Origin of the sequence: Bacillus cereus group sp. MYBK220-1, assembly GCF_051916445.1 — a bacterium.
Classification (GTDB): Bacteria; Bacillota; Bacilli; order Bacillales; family Bacillaceae_G; genus Bacillus_A; species Bacillus_A cereus.
This window is the reverse complement of record NZ_JBQAGQ010000002.1, coordinates 804580-821524: the sequence shown is the minus strand read 5'-3', so window position 1 is coordinate 821524 and position 16945 is coordinate 804580. Positions and strand designations below refer to the sequence as shown.

Here is a 16945-nt window from a genome sequence, read left to right as displayed (position 1 = left end):
CCTACATAGGCTATCTTTTTTATTTTATTTAATTACTGGCACCACTATATGCTACATGTCGTTTCTCAATTCTCTCTTCAATTTCTTTCATATTTTCTTTATTATTTAATAGTGATTGTTTATTTTCAATTAATAATTGTTTAAACGATTTTCTCACTTTTTTTCTCATTTTCATTGTCCTCCTTGGGGGATGGTTTATATAAAAGATAAAGAATTATCTGTGTGTTCTTATAATAATTGATTGTTGTGAATTCTATTTGAACTTCATATGAAAATCTCGTTTATTTTCTGACAACTTTGTGAACACGAAAAAATGATTATCTAAAACTATGTTGAAATTAATTCACTTCATGATAAAAGTTATTATTTTCATCAACTTTTATCATTATATCTTGTCGAAATATTTATATATTTAAAATTGAGTTCGACATAATTTTATTTATTATCATACTGTTTACAAAAACAAAAAGAAGGTGTCACCAAGTCAAAGTTCGACTTATGCAACATCCCTCTTCCCAAACTATTTATAGCATATTTATTAATATTTCAGGTCTTCCCCAATTCATTTCTTCACAAACAAATCTAAGTTTTTCTTCATCCATTGTGTGTAATCCTTCTTCTAGTGAACATGAAATTGGAACTTCACAGTGAATTTGGGCTAATTGTAACGAAATATTTAAGTTCTCTAAATCACTTTCAATCTTCGTACGCTGCGCTTTTGTTAATGATTCTACATTTTCTAGTACAGCGGATACTGTTCCGTGCTCTTGAATAAGCTTATACGCTGTTTTTTCACCGATACCTTTTACCCCTGGATAATTATCACTTGTATCTCCCATGAAAGCTTTTGCATGGACGATTTGCCACGGCTCTACACCTTTTTCTTCCATGATTTTCTCCGGTGTGTAATATTCGTAATTTCCAATTCCTTTACGCAGAAGCATGACTGTAACGCTCTTATCAACAAGTTGAAGTAAATCCGTATCACCTGTTAAAATATAAACTTCAGCTTCATTGCAATATTGTTTTGCAAGCGTACCGATACAATCATCGGCTTCGTAGCCTTTCATACCGATAACTGGAATGGATAATTTTGCAGTCATTTCTTGCACTAAATCAAATTGAGGAATTAATTCTTCTGGTGGCGCTGCACGATTTGCTTTATAATTCGAGAACGATTCTGTTCTAAATGTCGTACTTCCCATATCCCAGCATGTAACGATATGTGTTGGTTCGATCGCTTGCGTAGCTGTTAATAAGTGTTTCATATAACCATGAATCCCGTTCGTAGGGGTTCCATCTTGTCGTTTCATAAATTGTCCGTAGACACTTGTTGCGTAAAAAGCACGAAATAATAGTGCCATACCATCAACTAATAATACTTTTTTCATAATTCCTCTCCTATTAAAAAAATAATAACCTTACGTTATCACGTAAGGTTATATAAATAGATTACCATTCTACGTTTTTGCTCAACTTTGTCTATTATACATTGTTTTTGTATATTTAGCATCATTAACACATTAAGACGTTCTACTACAACAAGTATGCAAGATGCCTGAATACGTATTTTTTCCAGTAGAAACAACGATAGCTTTTGCATTTCCACTAACAATATGCGAACCTTTAAAACATACATTTTCAAGCTCAAGTGGATTATAATCTTTCATCCGTTTTAATGGAATAAACCGTTTACGTTCAAGGTGATAGCAGCTCTCAAACTTCTCTATATTCGCTTCGTTTCCCGTTAACACAGACTCATTCACTAATAAATCATCTGCATAAATAATACGTACATCAGCTGGCACAGCATCTCCAGCCGAAAGAAAAATCATATCTCCAGGTACAAGTTCTTGCACAGGTATCTCCATCATTTTCAGTTCACTATTTAGCCCTGTACTACTAGAACATTCTACTCTAGATACAGTAATCGTTTCACGTTGTAATTCATCACACACACGTTGTTTTGAAAAACCTGGAATCATGCCACCTAGCTTCATCATTACTTCTGCAAGAAGTGCTCTTTTTGAAGTTAGTTCATTTCGGCCATATACTTGAATACGTTTTTGTGCCTCTTTCATTGATAGTCCGTCTCTTGTTGTTTTAAAATATGCAAATACAGATTTTACATCTCTTGTTGCAATTTCAATTAATAAATCTTTATTTTTTTGGAGCATTGTTTGTTCTTTTATTGATTTTTTACTTAGTTTATATGACGTGTTACCCACAGTTTTGTTTGCATATAACATATTATCGTCTCCTCCTTTACAACATAGGAAGAAACGCTTTGTTTCTCAATTTATCCACTTTACTGTGAAAGTGTCTCGCGCTTTATAAACGCTATATTGTGATAAATATAGAGGGAGGAACAAATCGTTTCCTGCCTACATCATATATTTTTGATTTGAAGTATATGGGTAACGGAACCGAGTCAGAATTTGACATGCTCCTCACCTCCTCGTTTAATTTTATAGTTTATAATATGAAATTACTCATAGCTTGGTAACAAAAAAGACCCCTACCCTTAAGAGAGTAGCGGCCATTACATACACAAATAAACGATTTCTAATATAATTAGAAATCTACGGACCTCTCCCTCACCGAGTTTTAGCACTGTATAGCATAGGTACATTACCAGCTACGTTAAGAAAAACCTTAATTCGATCATTCCTGTTGACCCATTGGCGTCTCTCGACATTTTTGGGCAGTAGCATTTCTCTATACAGGAGCCTCACCTAACAGAGACTTATTTTCATTACATTGAAAATGTTACTCTTATTTAAAATAGATGTCAACCGTAGCCTACAATTTTTTCAAATGGTATGGCAAACTAACGTATATAAAGTGAAACTTTAATCAGTGGGGGTTTTGTTCATCCCCCACTGATTATTAGCCCTCACCAATCGGTCTTTTACGGAATAAAATAAAAAACTTTACGTTTAAACGTAAAGTTTTTAATAAGTTATACAACCAGCAATTACAATCCCAATTGAAAGCGATAAAAACATAAGAAAAAGACCGACTGCTTGATTATCTTCTTCGAGACTTTTGTTTATATTAAAGCGTGGTGTAAGCCACTCAGCTAAATAAAAGACGATAATTTGAGCCAAAATCCCAACTGCTCCCCACGAAATCATATCAAGAAGTGAAATTGAATTAGCTGCTGTCGAATATAAAACGATAGCTAACCCAAGTAATCGCCCTCCAAGCACATAGCTTACCGCCTTATTACCTTGAGCCATTAACTTAAATTCCTTAACTTTCGTTGTCACTTCCATCAAGAACAGACCAATACATAAAAGTCCAAGTGTTACTGCTAAATATAATAAAAAATTAATCATTTTTCCCCCTCCTTTTTATACCTACCGGTAAATAGTACGATTCATTTCCTGTAATCTTTTCTCCCGCGCGAATACCGATACTACTCGCTTTTCCAGCAATTAAAAACGAACCAAACACATATGACAGTTTCTCGATCCCTTTTTCTGTTTCCAAGGATACGACTGGCAGTTCGATATACTTTTGAAATATCGGCAGTGACGCTTTATATGTTTGGTGTGCATTTTGAAGCATAATATTTTCGTCTTTATCGCGAATCGTAATTGTATCTCCTTCTCTCCCAAATGAAGGTTTTTGAACGAAAGAACCTTTTCCTAAAAATAAATCTGGTTCTAAATATGTAGGCAACATATATTCTTTAATCCACTGTTGTTCCTCGTTTGTATAAAAGACCTCTTCTTCTGCTAACCCCCAAATAAGACACTGAATTGATTTTGGCTGAAGTAAAAATGCTGACAAAGGATTTATTATAAAAAGCTTTCCGGCTTTTACAAGTTGCAGCAGTTCCACACCTACCAAATCTCCTGTTTCAGGATCTTGATCCTCAATTAAATCTTCTATCGGATATGTTTGGCGATATAAAACATCAATCTTCGCCCCATCTTTATCAACTAGAGCATCTTTTGTAATTCTAAGTTCTGACATTGGCACTACTTTATTTTCAACATGGCATAGCTGACTTAAATACATAGTGGTATTCCAATCCTCGATATGTTCATGATGTGCTGTAAAAACAACATTTGGATTATCTAATCCCTTTGTCGCTTCCATTACTGCTTTCGTTACACCAGAAGATAGCAATCGTTCTTGATCTGAGTTTGGATCATCATAGCCTAGATTTTCACATACTTTCCCATTCATTTGAAAACATTCCACAATAAAAGTTGGTGTATCACTATTAAACTCAAGCATTTTGATTTTGTTATCCTCTGTTACGGCAAAATCAAATCGCGAAATTACAGATTCAGGATAAAGCCCTTTCATTCTAATGAATGATAAGCTCGCAGGAGGAAAACCAAGCTCAAGAAGCTGTTCGTCACTTAAATTTCGCAAAAGTCTAGCAGTCTTAAAAAATATTTTACCCATTCGTTCAGTCGCTAAGTGTAATTGTTCCAAAGTCTGATTTGTTATAGAAAAAACATGAAACAAACTATACTCACATTCATATAAATCCGACCAAAAATTCGGATATTTTAAATAAAATTCTTTTCTATCCCTTATGTATTGCGACATATTTTAGCCCCCAAATCCTCCCTTTGAACCGCTTCCAATTCCACCTTTAAATTCAGCAGACGATTGATACGATTTAAACGCCGATGAATTTTTAAAAGTGGATTTATTTTGATAGTATCGCCCACCATAGAAGTAATGCCCACGATAACCTGAACTACTATCATCACACTGCCATACCCCAAGTTCATCATCCCAATCCCAATCAGAACAACTATTATCATTCGGTTTTGGGGGAAGATCTTGTGCGCAACCAAATAAAGTGCCAGTCATTAAAGACGTTACGACACCACCTACTAGCCATTTCGTTTTTGTCACCTTCGCACTCCCCTTTTTAAATTCTATTCCTATTATATAGGATGGCATGATAAAGTAGAAGAAAAAGGAAGAAGAGGGATTAAATGCGCTTAGAATATCGACTTAATGATGAAACGAAAGGGTATCCTGCTTTATGGAACTACGCCAATATTTCTAATTCTGAAATTATCGCACGCATGACTTGTGAATATTTTATTAAAGAGAAAAATACTTATATCGTTACTGCAACTTCGGTTGATCCAGACGGAACAGCAGTTATTTATATTCAAAAAGAAGTTTTCGCAAATGACCCTTCAGACCCTACATACTCCTACATCGGTTTTGAAATTAGAGAACTAAGTGAAACGAGTTCAAACATAATAGATAGTCAAGATGTATGGAACTATGAAGAAATTTTACCATCTCTTCATTCAGATATTATATATATTCAGCGAGACGGCATGTCTATGGAGTTCTCCTTAGATTCAAGAGAGATTGATGAAGACAGAAAGTGCTACATTTATTACGGAAACTTCACAGGTGAATCAAGATAATATTGATATATCTATGCAACAAAAAAACCTTACGTATAAAACGTAAGGTTTTTATATAGCCCCACATATGCCGTTCTCTCTAGATGTCCATAAACCTGCTCTCACAGGTGGATGCTCTCACAAATGTTTGTAACTTCCTTCTTAAAAAGATGGCATGTTAGCTACATTTAAATATTGAACTTCCATATTAAACTTATTGGTTTAAGACATGCATAAGCTACGTACACCGTAGGAATTTTATATAAGGTTAGTTGAAATAAGACCCCCGCACGTGCCGCTCCTCGTAAATGTCCAAAAACCCGCTACTCGCAGGTGGATGCCCTCACAGTTACCGTACATCTTCCTCCACAAGGAAGGCTTGATGATGGTCGCTAAATATTGAGCTTCCGTATAACTAACATCGGTTTTAGACATAAATAAGTTACGTACACCGCAGGATGTATTATTTACTTGTCGTTATATTATCACATTGTTTCCAATGTGTAAAATACAAAGTTTTTCGAGCAATCTCTTGCTTGTGACCTTATTTTAATACAAATTATTTTTGCATGCAAGTGATTAATCTTCTTCTTTTGCAATTTGATTTTCTGGATAAGAAATCCAATCACTCCAGCTACCTGCATACAATTTAACATTTTGGAATCCAGCTAATTTTAATGCAACGATATTTGGGCACGCTGTAACACCAGAACCACAATATACAATGGTTTCCTTATCTTTCGAAAGATTTTGGAAGCGTTCTTGTTGCCCAGCTCCATTCTTAAATTGTCCTGATTGCAACATTCCATCCTTCCAAAAATGGTTTACCGCTGTCGGAATATGACCTGCTTTATGATCGACAAGTTCCTCGACACCAGCATAACGCTTTGGCTCTCTAGAATCAATTAATGTAACATCCGCACCTGCACGGATATTCTCTCTGACCGTTTCCATCGTTACAAGCATATGATCTTGTATGTTTGTTTTGAATGTTTTTCGTATAACAACAGGAATTTCCGTTGTTGTCGGTAGTCCATTCTCTTTCCAAGCCGGGAAACCACCATCTAATATATATACTTTCTCATGTCCTACATAGTTACATAACCACCATAAACGAGCAGCATTTGCACCGGCTTGACTGTCATACGCAATTACTTTCGTATGTTCATCAATACCAGCCTCCGAAAGCTTGTCTGCAAACTCCTCAATATTTGGTAAAGGATGGCGGCCACCATGTTCTGCTATAGGACTTGATAAATCTAAATTCAAATCAAAATATAACGCATGAGGAATATGTCCTTCTTCATACTTTTCTCTACCCCAATTAGGATTCGCTAAATCAAAACGACAATCGATTATACGGACATTCTCATCTTCTATATGCTCACGTAACCATTCGACTGTAACTATCATCTTTAAAGACCTTCTTTCTCTTTCAAACGACTTACATACTCCATAACCATTTCTTCTGTAACATATTTACGCTGCAAGGTAACACCATTTTTTGCAAGATCATTAATTTGCTTCGTTACAACATTAATGACATCAACCGAAAATTCTTTCCCATTTGACGCAAGAGATACGGCAGCTTCAATAGCTGCTTCACGCTGTGCATCTAATTGTAAACATGCTTTTACACTTTCATTTTGTTTACGAGAATGTGCTGTAATTGCTTTATGTACTTCCATCTTCTCTTCCCCCTAAATAGTTATACGTTTTTATTCAATTCCATTGCAAGCCGGATCATATCACGACATACAATCCCATTTTCAATAATCTCTTCTTCATAATGCTTCGAAAAGTAATCAAAATCAATAGAAAAAATACGAAATCCACATTTTTGATATAAAGCAAGTTGTGAAACACTAGAATTGCCTGTACCAACTTCAAGTTTTGACATACCGTATCCTTTAGCAGTTTCTACAGCATGCCTTAATAGCTTCTTCCCAATCCCTTTTCCTTGCAAATGCTCTGCAACCGCAATATTCATGATTTCCATCGTCTTTGGCCTTGTTTCCAAAAGAACATATACACCGATAACGCTCCCCCCCTGCTTAGCTACGTATGTTAATCCTCTTTGTACATACGTAGCTATTTGCCGTTCACTTGGATCAGCAAGTAACAATAGAGACTTCGGTATAGCCTCTTTTGGAATACATTCTATTACAACAGACATAAAAAATTCCCCCTTCTCTATTGTTCTAAACCCTCCTTGTCTACCATAAGTAATAGAAAGGAGGGATTCACCATGGACAACAATGAGAAAAAATGCAACGTCATCTCTATTGATGGAAAGAAGAAGAAAAGCGACACGTATTCCTATCCAAAATTAGTAGTTGAAAACAAAACATATGAATTTTCTTCATTCGTCTTATGCGGTGAAACACCAGATGGCAGACGACTCGTTCTTACTCATATGATTTCTACCGATGAATTTGCTGGATTTGTAAAATCTTTAGATACTGTACTGCAAAAGAAAATTGAACGAATCTTTTTCTCATAACGACTATATAACATAAATTTCTTTTTCAATCTCTACTAACTGCTTTTGCAATTGTTCTTTACTTTGTTCATATAGAGATACATCGATCGTTTCAGCCAATGCAAACAATATACTTTCGTAATAGTTCATCACATCTTGCTGCATCACTTTTTGGAATAAGTTCCACTTCATATCCCACTCTTGCTTATAATGATGAACAAATAAATCTTTTTCATCAGCTACATAGTTTGATACGAACGGTTCTAATACAGATTTAGCGTCTTCTTGCATAAAAGCTTTGTCATTCTTTTCAAAAAAGCTTTTCTCATTTTTAAAATGTGCCAGTGCTTTTTTGAAATCTTTTATTTCAACTGAAGGGAACGGTTCTTTATGTGTAATATCTTTATATTCATACTCCACTGTTCCATTCATAGAAATTGATTCATTTTCTACTTTACAGTTCACTGCAATTTCGTCCTTTGCACGCTTCATCGCTTCGTCTATCCATTTTTCAAGGCGTAATGATGTCGCACGCATTTCTTGCAATAAATCATGCTGAATAAATGCTACTAATTCCATAACACACTGTTGCAATTGTGTTTTCACATTTCCATCCGTTCGAAGTGACGCCGGATTAATAAATTCAGTAAACACATCGTTATAGCGTAGGAATAGACGCTGTTGCACGTAATAAAGCAACTCTTTCACTTCATTTTGCATCGCCTGTTCTTCAGCAAGTACACTATATGATGAAATGATATGAAGTAGTTGATCACGCTCTGCTTCATATTTTTTCGTTTGCTTCTCTTTCTCTTCATTCCCCTGTTTTGCACCCTTTATCATGTTTACTAAAAGCTGATCTGCCCCTTGCAAAGCACCATATAGAGCATGCACAGAAACAAGCATTAAATCTCTCATCATAAAGGACGTAAATGATTCCTCAAACTTCGTAATCCCAGAGTTTTGTAAAATACCATACTTCTCTTTTTCAACATTCTTTCCTTGTTTCTCTTCAAGCGCACATAAACTTGAAATTGCAAATAAACGCGGATTTCTAATACCGTATTGCAGCAGCTGATCTGCGATATAACCTTTTACCATTTCAAGTTCTTCTTCAGACTCTGCTAAATCCGCCGCATTAATTAAGAAGAACATTTTATCAAGGGCAAAAGTATCCTTTACACGACCAAGCTGAATTAAAAATTCACGGTCAGCACGAGAGAATACATGGTTATAATATGTTACAAATAAAATAGCATCTGCGTTTTTAATATACTGGAATGCAACATCCGTATGGCGAGCATTAATAGAATCCGCTCCAGGTGTGTCTACAAGCGCTACTCCCTGCCTTGTTAAAGCACAATCATAATAAAGTTCCATATACTCAACGAAGCATGATTTCTCTTCATTCGCTACATAATCAGAGAACTCTTCTAATGTAACTTGTACTTGTTCTCCTAAATAAGTAGAAACTGCATCATACCCTTTTTGTACCGCTCGTAAAAAGCTAAATGTTGTTTTTTGCTTCCCAGTTGGTGAAGGATATTTCATAACTTTATCAATTTGTGCTAACGCTTCATCTAACGTAGCAATCTCATAATGAAACAGCTTATAAACAGCTTTCATATCTTCTAATAACGCTTGCTTTGATTTAAACTGAACAATTACTGTTCCGTGTGGTTTTTCCTCTGTAACCGGCAAAATTTGATTAATCGTTGCCGTCGTCGGGTTTGGTGATACAGGAAGTACTTTCTCACCGAGTAAGGCATTGGCAAATGATGATTTTCCAGCACTAAATGCCCCGAATAACGCTACTGTAAATTGTTTTGTTTCCACACGTCTTCTTTTCTCTATTACCTCTTGCTGTACATGTTTCAGCGCTGGCAATGGCTCTAATATCGTTTCAGCTTTTTTCACTTTCTCTAATATCCGCTGAATATTTAAAGCCGCCGTTCCTTTCAGCTCTTCTTCATGAACCGCTACGTTATCGCTTACGATTTCCTGCTCTTGTAGTGTAAATTTCTCACTAACAATTTGCTTTTCCCTTTGCAATATCTCATCTATTTGCAGCCCTTCAGGCGTAGCAACATGATCGTGCCAAACATTTCGTAAATAGTCTTCATATGCCTCCAAATTGTTACTGTATTGTAATTGTGTTTCTTTCGCCGTTTGCAGCATCGTATATGTTTCAATCTCTTCTTCAATACGAGCAACTGCTTCTCTCACCTTTTGCTTTAAAACGACCGCACTTTTATCAAAAATTTGCTGCGCTTTTATAAAATAACGTTTCTTCAGTTCATTCGCTACATCCGCTGTATAAAGAAGTAAGTAATCACCTGTGAAACCTGCGCCTTGTTTAATTACTTCAGCCAACATTTCTGGTCCGAAAGCAATTTCTAACCCATATATGTCTTTCCCAATTTCCTCCGTGAACAATCCTTCTTCTTTTAAGAAGGCTACAATAAATTCCTTCACATGAAAATCAAGCTGCGTTTCAACAGTCTTTTGAAGGGCAGAATAAAACGCCTCTACACGTCTTTGTTTTTCTTGCTCCGTCTTTCCTTTCGCAAATAGCAAACCGACCTTAAATTTTGTTAATTTCGTTTCTAAATATGCATTTGCCAATTCTCTCATTTCAAACGGCATTAAATATGCGTTATCTAATATAGCTTGTAAACCTTTTATAAATTCATTTCTCACATAAGATTCTTTACTTGCCTCACGATTTTTCGCTTCCGTTAACTCTTCCTTCTTTTCAACTACCTCTGAAATAGAAAGTGGTGATGCTAACTCTTCCTCATATTTCAAGAGAGCTTTTTCATTTTCAGAAACAATAAACGAGAAATGTTCTCCCATTAAATATTCTGTTTCTCGCTCCATTCCAGTCCTTACATACTGCTCTTTTTCTTTCATAATAGAAGTAATTAACGCTTCTAAGCTTCTAATTTCATTATGTGGATGGTTCATCATTCGTAATGACGTATAATAAACACCATCTACTTCAATATCCCAGTTAGAGAATGATTGTTTTACACTATCTTTATAATTCTCAAACGATAATTCATTTTCTTTATGTTTATCTATTTGATTTACAACGAGATAAACCGTTTTATTACGTTGTTTCAATTCTTTAACAAATTGTAAATTCACTTCCGATTGGACGTGATTATAATCCATCATATAAAAAATGACATCTGCCAGATGAAGTGTCGACTCTGTCGCTAATTGATGGGCATCATCTGTTGAATCAATCCCTGGTGTATCAACTAACATAACCCCTTCAGGAATCGGCGCGTCGTTTCGATAAATATGAACACCAATTACTTCATCGCCGTCTTTACAAATTTGTTTTAATTCTTCTGCTGAATATGCACCGTCATATTCGTACTGCTCTCCAGATTTAACCGTTACAACAACACGATCCATTCCTTTTTCAATTTTGACAACGTTAGCGCTTGTCGGAATTGGACTTGTCGGTAACAACTGCGCTTTATATAGATGATTCATCATCGTTGATTTCCCTGCAGAGAAGTGACCGCAGAACGCTATCATAAGCTGTTCTTGTTTATATTTTTGAATTACCTCAAACAACTTTAAACTATTCTCTGCATCGCCGTGTTTTTGCCACTCTTCATAAAAACAAACAAGTTTTTTCATACCGTTTGTCTGTACTATGTTTGTCATCCCCTTGTTCCCCTTTATCCAAGATGTATATACTTTTCCCCGCTATTTGCGAGCTCATAACCAGTGAGAGTTACACCTACCCATTGATTACAGTTTCACTTTACTATCATACTAAATTTTCAGCATATTCTCATTAAAAATAAAAAATCCCTTTCATTCTTTTTACAAATGAAAGGGATTTTATGTCATATCACTCATTTTGCTGTTCCTACTCCATTTAAAACATACTTCGCAATAACTGCATATACAGCGACTGTACCTGCTACTAATGCATATACCATACTTACGCACCAACCTTTTTTGATAATGATTATCACTTTTGAATACAGTTTATCATTAAAGAGAATCATTATCAACACTTTTCATAAAGAAAGCTCCTTATAAGAAGGAGCTTTACTGCCTGTTTTGAAAAAGGTTAAAACTTGTTGTGCACTCTTATTATATCTCATCCTACATAACTTAACAGTTTAAAAAAATGGAAATATCCCCTATCCCCTCCACCTTACATTTCGTATAATAAAAGGGAATTACTTAACAAGGAGGAAAAAAATGACACAAAATCTCACACAAGGCGAGAGGATACACTCCATTGATATTATTAGAGGAATAGCTGTACTAGGTATTTTTCTTGTGAATTGGCCTGTTATCGCCGGGGTTGACTCACGTGATCTTTCAGGAATTTACGAAGGGATAGACAGCTACATTCGCCTATTTTACGATATGTTTATTCAAACGAAATTTTATACAATTTTTTCGTTTTTATTCGGATTAGGTTTTTATATTTTTATGAGTCGTGCTGAAGCGAAAACAGATCATCCAAAAATTTTATTTGTTCGCCGCTTACTTATTTTATTATTATTCGGTTTCTTACATTACGTTCTTTTATGGGACGGAGACATTTTACATACTTATGCGATTGCTGGATTTTTCTTATTTTTATTTTATAAGAGAGAACCTCGTACTATTTTAATATGGGCTATCGTTTTATTGAGTATTTTTCAATTCATTATGCCAATGGCTGGTATTACGGTTGCATTGGTACCAAAGGAAGAGCTAGGTTTTTCCTTACCTATCATGCCATTAGAAGACTGGCTGTCACAAATACAAAATCGTTTCCATGCATTTTACGCTGATGGAATTGGATTAAATTTACTTATGCTTCCAGAAACAGTTGGGCTGTTTTTACTTGGTTTATACGCCGGCAAAAAGGATATTTTCCGCCGCGCGAAAGAGTTAGATCCAAAGCTTAAAAAATGGCAAATTATTATGTTCCTTTTTACATTACCAATGTGGTTCTTCATGGTTCGTTACTTCTTATCAAAACCATTTTATGAACCAATTTATATGCAGGTCTTTACAATGTTTAGCGGAAAAACGTTATTCATATTCTACATTTTCACACTAATGCGTTTATTACAAAAAGAAAAATGGCAAACGTTATTACGTCCATTCCAATACGTTGGACGAATGGCATTAACAAATTACATCTCGCATACAATTGTTACATTACTTGTATTTGGTCTATTTCTTAAAAATTATTATCCTGCTCCATTATGGGTTGGACCAATATTCTGCATTAGTTTCTACACGTTACAAATCTTTATTAGCCGCTGGTGGCTTTCACATTACCAATACGGGCCACTTGAGTACATTTGGCGTCTTGGTACTTACGGGAAAATGATGCCACTTAAAAAGAAAAGCAAGGTCTCATAACGAGACCTTGCTTTTTTACGCTTCTCTTACTGCATTTTGCATAGATACTGGCTCTTCTTCTACTTTCACTTTGCGCTGCGGCACCATATTAAATACGATATTTAAAAGTACTGCTGACGCACTTCCAAGTACAATTCCGTTATCTGTTAAAATACGAATGCTTTCTGGAAGTTGTGAAAATAATGTAGGAACGACTGTTACGCCAAGCCCAATTCCGACAGAACATGCAACGATTAATAAGTTTTCTTGTCTTCCGAAGTCAACGCTACTTAACATTTTAATACCATATGCCATAACCATACCGAACATCGCTAACATCGCACCGCCCAGTACTGATTTCGGAATAATTGTTGTAATAGCTGCGATTTTAGGAATGAAACCAAGTACGATTAACATACCACCGCAAGTATAAATAATAACGCGATTTCTTACTCCAGTTAATTGAACAAGTCCTACGTTTTGAGAGTATGTTGTATATGGGAACGCGTTGAAAATGCCACCTAACACCATCGCTAATCCTTCTGCGCGATAGCCTTTTGTTAATTCTTTTTCACCGATTTTTTTATTGCAAATATCAGATAATGCAAAGTATACACCCGTTGCTTCTACAATCCCTACACAAGCAACGAGAATCATCGTAATAATTGGTGTTAATTCAAATGTTGGTGTACCAAAGTAAAATGGTTGAATACCGTGGAACCAATCCGCCTCTCCAACCGCTTGCAAACTTACTTTCCCCATAAACGCTGCAACGATAGTACCGAACAATAGACCTAGTAAAATAGAGATTGAACGAATAAATCCATCAAAGAAACGATACATAATGATGATAAATAATAACACACCAAATGCTAATGCTAAATTTTCAAGACTACCGAAATCCTTACTTCCTACTCCTCCAGCCATATCATTAATTGCTGCTGGAACAAGTGTAACTCCAATTACAGTAACAACAGATCCTGTTACAACAGGTGGAAACAGTTTTACAAGTTTTCCAAATAATTTCGCAAAAATAACAACGAATAACCCAGCAGCAATAATTGCTCCATAAATTGAAGACACACCGTATTGTTTTCCAATCGCAATCATCGGTCCAACGGCTGTAAATGTACAACCAAGTACAACGGGAAGTCCTATACCGAAAAAGCGATTTGATAATGCTTGTAAAATTGTCGCAACGCCGCACATTAATAAATCAATTGAGACTAAATATGTTAACTCTTTTTGATTTAAACCAAGTCCACCGCCCACAATAAGCGGAACGATAATTGCTCCAGCATACATTGCAAGCATATGCTGCATACCAAGCGATGCAATTTTAAATGGATGCTGCTTCATCGTTTATTTCACCTCCGCAGTTTCTTGCTGTACAAATGTAACTGTGCCGTTATCAAGTGATGCAATTTCTGCTAGTGATTCAACACGAACGCCTTGTTCACGAAGCTTCTTTCCTCCATCTTGAAATGCTTTTTCAATAACAATTCCAATTCCTGCAATACTCGCTCCAGCTTGCTCTACTAAACTCATTAAACCTAAAGCAGCCTGACCGTTTGCTAAAAAGTCATCGATGATTAATACACGATCATTTTCATCGATATGATTTCGAGATAATGAAATTTCATTTGTTTCTTGTTTTGTAAATGAATATACGTTTGCAACGTACATATTATCTTGTAACGTTAACGATTTACGTTTTCGTGCAAAAATTACTTTTACACCAAGCTCTAATGCAGCCATAACTGCTGGTGCAATGCCTGAAGATTCAATCGTCACGATTTTTGTAATGTTCTCTTCTTTAAAACGTTTAGCAAATTCTTTTCCGATTTCTTGCATAAGTACTGGATCAATTTGATGATTTAAAAAAGCATCTACCTTTAATACGTCACCAGATAAAACCTTTCCTTCGTTCAAAATCTTTTCTTGTAATACTTTCATGTTTGTTCCCCCTCTTATGCAATAAAAAAACTCCAAAAGCCACCACCACTCGTTACAAGTGAGAGACGCGCTTTTGGAGTTTCGCAAAAAAAGAATGCTAAACAAGCAATTATATTCGTCCTCACTCATAGTCAAAGTATTTACGGTACTTCGGTAGAAACTTGCAGGCCATATCCCCGCGATTATATGAGTGTAGCTAACTATTTATTTTATAGAAGGATTATAACGTACTTTTTATGCTTTGAAAAGCATTTATCGAAAAAACACGTACAAATTTTTAAAAACTACTATTTTTGTTCGAGTTTTGCAAACTCTTTCATTTCCAATTACAACTTCGTTAAAATGATTGGCCCATCTTTTGTAATCGCAATTGTATGCTCATATTGAGCTGATAATTTCCCGTCCATCGTTCGTGCAGTCCACCCATTTAAATCTACTTTAGAATATCGCATACCTATATTTACAATCGGTTCAATTGTAATTACCATTCCTTCTTGTAACTGAGGTCCTTGTCCTTGTTTCCCAAAATGAAAAATTGCTGGTTCTTCATGAATCTCTTTACCGATTCCATGTCCCGTAAAGTCTCTTGCAACAGAAAAACCTTCATTTGTTACATAACTTTCAATTGCATAGCCAATATCTCCTACATGATTACCAATTACCGCCTGGTCAATTCCTTTATACAAAGCATTCTCAGCTACTAACAACAACTTTTCTGCTTCATCAGAAACTTTTCCAACTCTATACGTCCAAGCAGAATCTGAAAGACCCCCATTTAAGTTTACTACCGTGTCAATTGTTACAATATCACCCTCAGTTAAAGGAACATCGGCCGGAAACGCATGACACATTTCATCGTTTACAGATGCACATATCGCATATGGATATCCGTTGTACCCTTTCTGCTCAGACGTTGCACCATGCTGTTCTAAATATGCTTCAACAAACGTATTAATTTCTTTTGTAGTAATACCTGGTTTCATCATCTTCGCAATTTCTCTATGACATGAAGCAAGTAATTTTCCAGATTCATGCATTAACTCTATTTCATTTTTCGTTTTAATTATACTCATGCTGTCTCTCCTTACTAAACTTGCTATTTACTATTAAACTTCAATCATACACATCCTCTTCCAAAATTTCAAAACTTCCAATTACAAAAAGTATGATTTATTTCTGCATAAAAAAACAGAAGGAGATTCTTCTGTTTTTTAATCATTTTTACATATATAATTCATTTTCAAAAACTCAAAACAACTACCATTTGTTTTCTGTATAAACGTTCCAACTACTTCAAACCCTGCCCTTTTATACACTTTAATCGCTCTCTCATTAAATATAGCTACTGATAGTGTTATATACTTGCATCCATATTTTTCTTTACTAAAAGCTAGTATAGCGTTTAAGAACTGTAAACCAAATCCGTTCCCAGTCATATTAGGTCTCATTCCAAGACCAATATCAACCGTTCCGTCATTTATTTTACAAACAGTAAAATAACCAATGAGAGTGCCATTTTCCTTCACAGAAAATGTATGATCCCCTCTACTTTCATCATGTAAAAATTCAGCTAAATCTTCTTCATCTGCCTCTATATCGTAAAAGGAATATTTCCCTTCATAATGCCAGTTGTATGCAATTTCTTCTGCTTCTTCTTGCGTCATTACTTTATATGTATAGTCCATTCTCCCATCCCCCTTTAAAAAAGAGCTGCAATTAAGCAGCTCTTTTT

18 protein-coding genes, 2 other RNA genes and 2 riboswitches are annotated in these 16945 nt (G+C 35.4%); of the genes, 3 read left to right on the top strand and 17 right to left on the bottom strand.

Features of this window, described 5'->3' with window-relative positions:
• Nucleotides 1-28: 28 nt before the first annotated feature.
• The 6 genes from ACTFRU_RS11220 to ACTFRU_RS11195 form a co-directional block, all read right to left on the bottom strand.
• Nucleotides 29-169 (bottom strand): FbpB family small basic protein, encoded by a 141-nt coding sequence (locus ACTFRU_RS11220; protein ID WP_001228048.1) that lies wholly within the window; start codon nt 167-169, stop codon nt 29-31.
• A gap of 355 nt (nt 170-524) precedes the next feature.
• Nucleotides 525-1391 carry a 5'-3' exonuclease gene (locus tag ACTFRU_RS11215; RefSeq protein ID WP_000757075.1) on the bottom strand — a complete coding sequence of 289 codons (867 nt, stop codon included), beginning with the start codon at nt 1389-1391 and terminating at the stop codon, nt 525-527.
• 132 nt (nt 1392-1523) lie between these two features.
• On the bottom strand, nt 1524-2249 hold the full coding sequence (locus ACTFRU_RS11210; protein ID WP_000964949.1) for a P-type ATPase: 726 nt from the start codon (nt 2247-2249) through the stop codon (nt 1524-1526).
• A gap of 335 nt (nt 2250-2584) precedes the next feature.
• Nucleotides 2585-2750, bottom strand: a riboswitch (M-box (ykoK) riboswitch).
• Between the two features lie 204 nt (nt 2751-2954).
• Nucleotides 2955-3341, bottom strand: a complete 387-nt coding sequence (locus ACTFRU_RS11205) for a DUF350 domain-containing protein (RefSeq protein WP_000606857.1) — start codon at nt 3339-3341, stop codon at nt 2955-2957.
• Nucleotides 3334-4572: a glutathionylspermidine synthase family protein gene (locus tag ACTFRU_RS11200; RefSeq protein ID WP_102956106.1), complete on the bottom strand. Its 1239-nt coding sequence runs from the start codon at nt 4570-4572 to the stop codon at nt 3334-3336. The genes ACTFRU_RS11205 and ACTFRU_RS11200 overlap by 8 nt, the downstream gene beginning before the upstream one ends.
• 3 nt (nt 4573-4575) lie before the next feature.
• The gene (locus ACTFRU_RS11195; RefSeq protein ID WP_000169030.1) at nt 4576-4887 is read right to left on the bottom strand and encodes a hypothetical protein; all 312 of its coding nucleotides are present in this window, start codon (nt 4885-4887) and stop codon (nt 4576-4578) included.
• Between the two features lie 83 nt (nt 4888-4970).
• Between ACTFRU_RS11195 and ACTFRU_RS11190 the strand changes: the two genes are divergently transcribed.
• Entirely contained in the window at nt 4971-5420 is a 450-nt protein-coding gene (locus ACTFRU_RS11190; protein WP_086395962.1) for a hypothetical protein, read from the top strand.
• A gap of 54 nt (nt 5421-5474) precedes the next feature.
• Here the strand turns inward: ACTFRU_RS11190 and ssrS (ACTFRU_RS11185) are convergent.
• The 5 genes from ssrS (ACTFRU_RS11185) to ACTFRU_RS11165 all read right to left on the bottom strand — a co-directional run bounded on the left by ssrS (ACTFRU_RS11185) (nt 5475) and on the right by ACTFRU_RS11165 (nt 7575).
• Nucleotides 5475-5658, bottom strand: a non-coding RNA gene (gene ssrS, locus ACTFRU_RS11185) — 6S RNA.
• Nucleotides 5659-5679: 21 nt separating this feature from the next.
• Nucleotides 5680-5862: non-coding RNA, 6S RNA (ssrS, locus tag ACTFRU_RS11180), on the bottom strand.
• Between the two features lie 116 nt (nt 5863-5978).
• Nucleotides 5979-6812 (bottom strand): sulfurtransferase, encoded by an 834-nt coding sequence (locus ACTFRU_RS11175; protein ID WP_071740361.1) that lies wholly within the window; start codon nt 6810-6812, stop codon nt 5979-5981.
• A 2-nt stretch (nt 6813-6814) separates the two neighbouring features.
• Entirely contained in the window at nt 6815-7087 is a 273-nt protein-coding gene (locus tag ACTFRU_RS11170) for a YpbS family protein (protein ID WP_000451817.1), read from the bottom strand.
• A 20-nt stretch (nt 7088-7107) separates the two neighbouring features.
• Entirely contained in the window at nt 7108-7575 is a 468-nt protein-coding gene (locus tag ACTFRU_RS11165; RefSeq protein ID WP_086395960.1) for a GNAT family N-acetyltransferase, read from the bottom strand.
• Nucleotides 7576-7647: 72 nt separating this feature from the next.
• On the opposite strand from ACTFRU_RS11165, the gene ACTFRU_RS11160 reads away from it, so the two are divergent.
• A complete protein-coding gene (locus tag ACTFRU_RS11160) occupies nt 7648-7902 on the top strand; it encodes a DUF3931 domain-containing protein (protein ID WP_000369740.1) in 255 nt (84 codons plus the stop codon).
• A 3-nt stretch (nt 7903-7905) separates the two neighbouring features.
• On the opposite strand, the gene ACTFRU_RS11155 is transcribed toward ACTFRU_RS11160, so the two are convergent.
• On the bottom strand, nt 7906-11565 hold the full coding sequence (locus ACTFRU_RS11155) for a dynamin family protein (protein WP_440037640.1): 3660 nt from the start codon (nt 11563-11565) through the stop codon (nt 7906-7908).
• A gap of 194 nt (nt 11566-11759) precedes the next feature.
• On the bottom strand, nt 11760-11924 hold the full coding sequence (locus tag ACTFRU_RS11150) for a hypothetical protein (protein ID WP_002182615.1): 165 nt from the start codon (nt 11922-11924) through the stop codon (nt 11760-11762).
• A 190-nt stretch (nt 11925-12114) separates the two neighbouring features.
• On the opposite strand from ACTFRU_RS11150, the gene ACTFRU_RS11145 reads away from it, so the two are divergent.
• Nucleotides 12115-13278 (top strand): DUF418 domain-containing protein, encoded by a 1164-nt coding sequence (locus tag ACTFRU_RS11145; RefSeq protein WP_440037639.1) that lies wholly within the window; start codon nt 12115-12117, stop codon nt 13276-13278.
• Between the two features lie 15 nt (nt 13279-13293).
• Here the strand turns inward: ACTFRU_RS11145 and pbuX are convergent, their stop codons facing one another.
• The 4 genes from pbuX to ACTFRU_RS11125 all read right to left on the bottom strand — a co-directional run bounded on the left by pbuX (nt 13294) and on the right by ACTFRU_RS11125 (nt 16898).
• On the bottom strand, nt 13294-14616 hold the full coding sequence (gene pbuX, locus ACTFRU_RS11140; protein ID WP_000809224.1) for a xanthine permease PbuX: 1323 nt from the start codon (nt 14614-14616) through the stop codon (nt 13294-13296).
• A 3-nt stretch (nt 14617-14619) separates the two neighbouring features.
• Nucleotides 14620-15213 (bottom strand): xanthine phosphoribosyltransferase, encoded by a 594-nt coding sequence (locus ACTFRU_RS11135; RefSeq protein WP_000866483.1) that lies wholly within the window; start codon nt 15211-15213, stop codon nt 14620-14622.
• A gap of 108 nt (nt 15214-15321) precedes the next feature.
• A riboswitch (purine riboswitch) is annotated at nt 15322-15423 on the bottom strand.
• Nucleotides 15424-15539: 116 nt separating this feature from the next.
• Nucleotides 15540-16286, bottom strand: coding sequence for a type I methionyl aminopeptidase (locus ACTFRU_RS11130; protein WP_000022487.1), 747 nt, complete (start codon nt 16284-16286; stop codon nt 15540-15542).
• Nucleotides 16287-16424: 138 nt separating this feature from the next.
• Nucleotides 16425-16898, bottom strand: a complete 474-nt coding sequence (locus ACTFRU_RS11125) for a GNAT family N-acetyltransferase (RefSeq protein WP_440037638.1) — start codon at nt 16896-16898, stop codon at nt 16425-16427.
• Between the last annotated feature and the right edge of the window lie 47 nt (nt 16899-16945).

Excerpts from the sequence above, each read along its gene's own strand:
- ACTFRU_RS11190 (WP_086395962.1), top strand. The coding sequence starts at position 4,971 with ATGCGCTTAGAATATCGACTTAATGATGAAACGAAAGGGTATCCTGCT.
- ACTFRU_RS11170 (WP_000451817.1), bottom strand. The coding sequence starts at position 7,087 with ATGGAAGTACATAAAGCAATTACAGCACATTCTCGTAAACAAAATGAA.
- ACTFRU_RS11130 (WP_000022487.1), bottom strand. The coding sequence starts at position 16,286 with ATGAGTATAATTAAAACGAAAAATGAAATAGAGTTAATGCATGAATCT.
- ACTFRU_RS11135 (WP_000866483.1), bottom strand. The coding sequence starts at position 15,213 with ATGAAAGTATTACAAGAAAAGATTTTGAACGAAGGAAAGGTTTTATCT.
- ACTFRU_RS11160 (WP_000369740.1), top strand. The coding sequence starts at position 7,648 with ATGGACAACAATGAGAAAAAATGCAACGTCATCTCTATTGATGGAAAG.
- ACTFRU_RS11205 (WP_000606857.1), bottom strand. The coding sequence starts at position 3,341 with ATGATTAATTTTTTATTATATTTAGCAGTAACACTTGGACTTTTATGT.
- ACTFRU_RS11165 (WP_086395960.1), bottom strand. The coding sequence starts at position 7,575 with ATGTCTGTTGTAATAGAATGTATTCCAAAAGAGGCTATACCGAAGTCT.
- ACTFRU_RS11125 (WP_440037638.1), bottom strand. The coding sequence starts at position 16,898 with ATGGACTATACATATAAAGTAATGACGCAAGAAGAAGCAGAAGAAATT.
- ACTFRU_RS11215 (WP_000757075.1), bottom strand. The coding sequence starts at position 1,391 with ATGAAAAAAGTATTATTAGTTGATGGTATGGCACTATTATTTCGTGCT.
- pbuX (WP_000809224.1), bottom strand. The coding sequence starts at position 14,616 with ATGAAGCAGCATCCATTTAAAATTGCATCGCTTGGTATGCAGCATATG.
- ACTFRU_RS11175 (WP_071740361.1), bottom strand. The coding sequence starts at position 6,812 with ATGATAGTTACAGTCGAATGGTTACGTGAGCATATAGAAGATGAGAAT.
- ACTFRU_RS11220 (WP_001228048.1), bottom strand. The coding sequence starts at position 169 with ATGAGAAAAAAAGTGAGAAAATCGTTTAAACAATTATTAATTGAAAAT.
- ACTFRU_RS11210 (WP_000964949.1), bottom strand. The coding sequence starts at position 2,249 with ATGTTATATGCAAACAAAACTGTGGGTAACACGTCATATAAACTAAGT.
- ACTFRU_RS11145 (WP_440037639.1), top strand. The coding sequence starts at position 12,115 with ATGACACAAAATCTCACACAAGGCGAGAGGATACACTCCATTGATATT.
- ACTFRU_RS11155 (WP_440037640.1), bottom strand. The coding sequence starts at position 11,565 with ATGACAAACATAGTACAGACAAACGGTATGAAAAAACTTGTTTGTTTT.
- ACTFRU_RS11200 (WP_102956106.1), bottom strand. The coding sequence starts at position 4,572 with ATGTCGCAATACATAAGGGATAGAAAAGAATTTTATTTAAAATATCCG.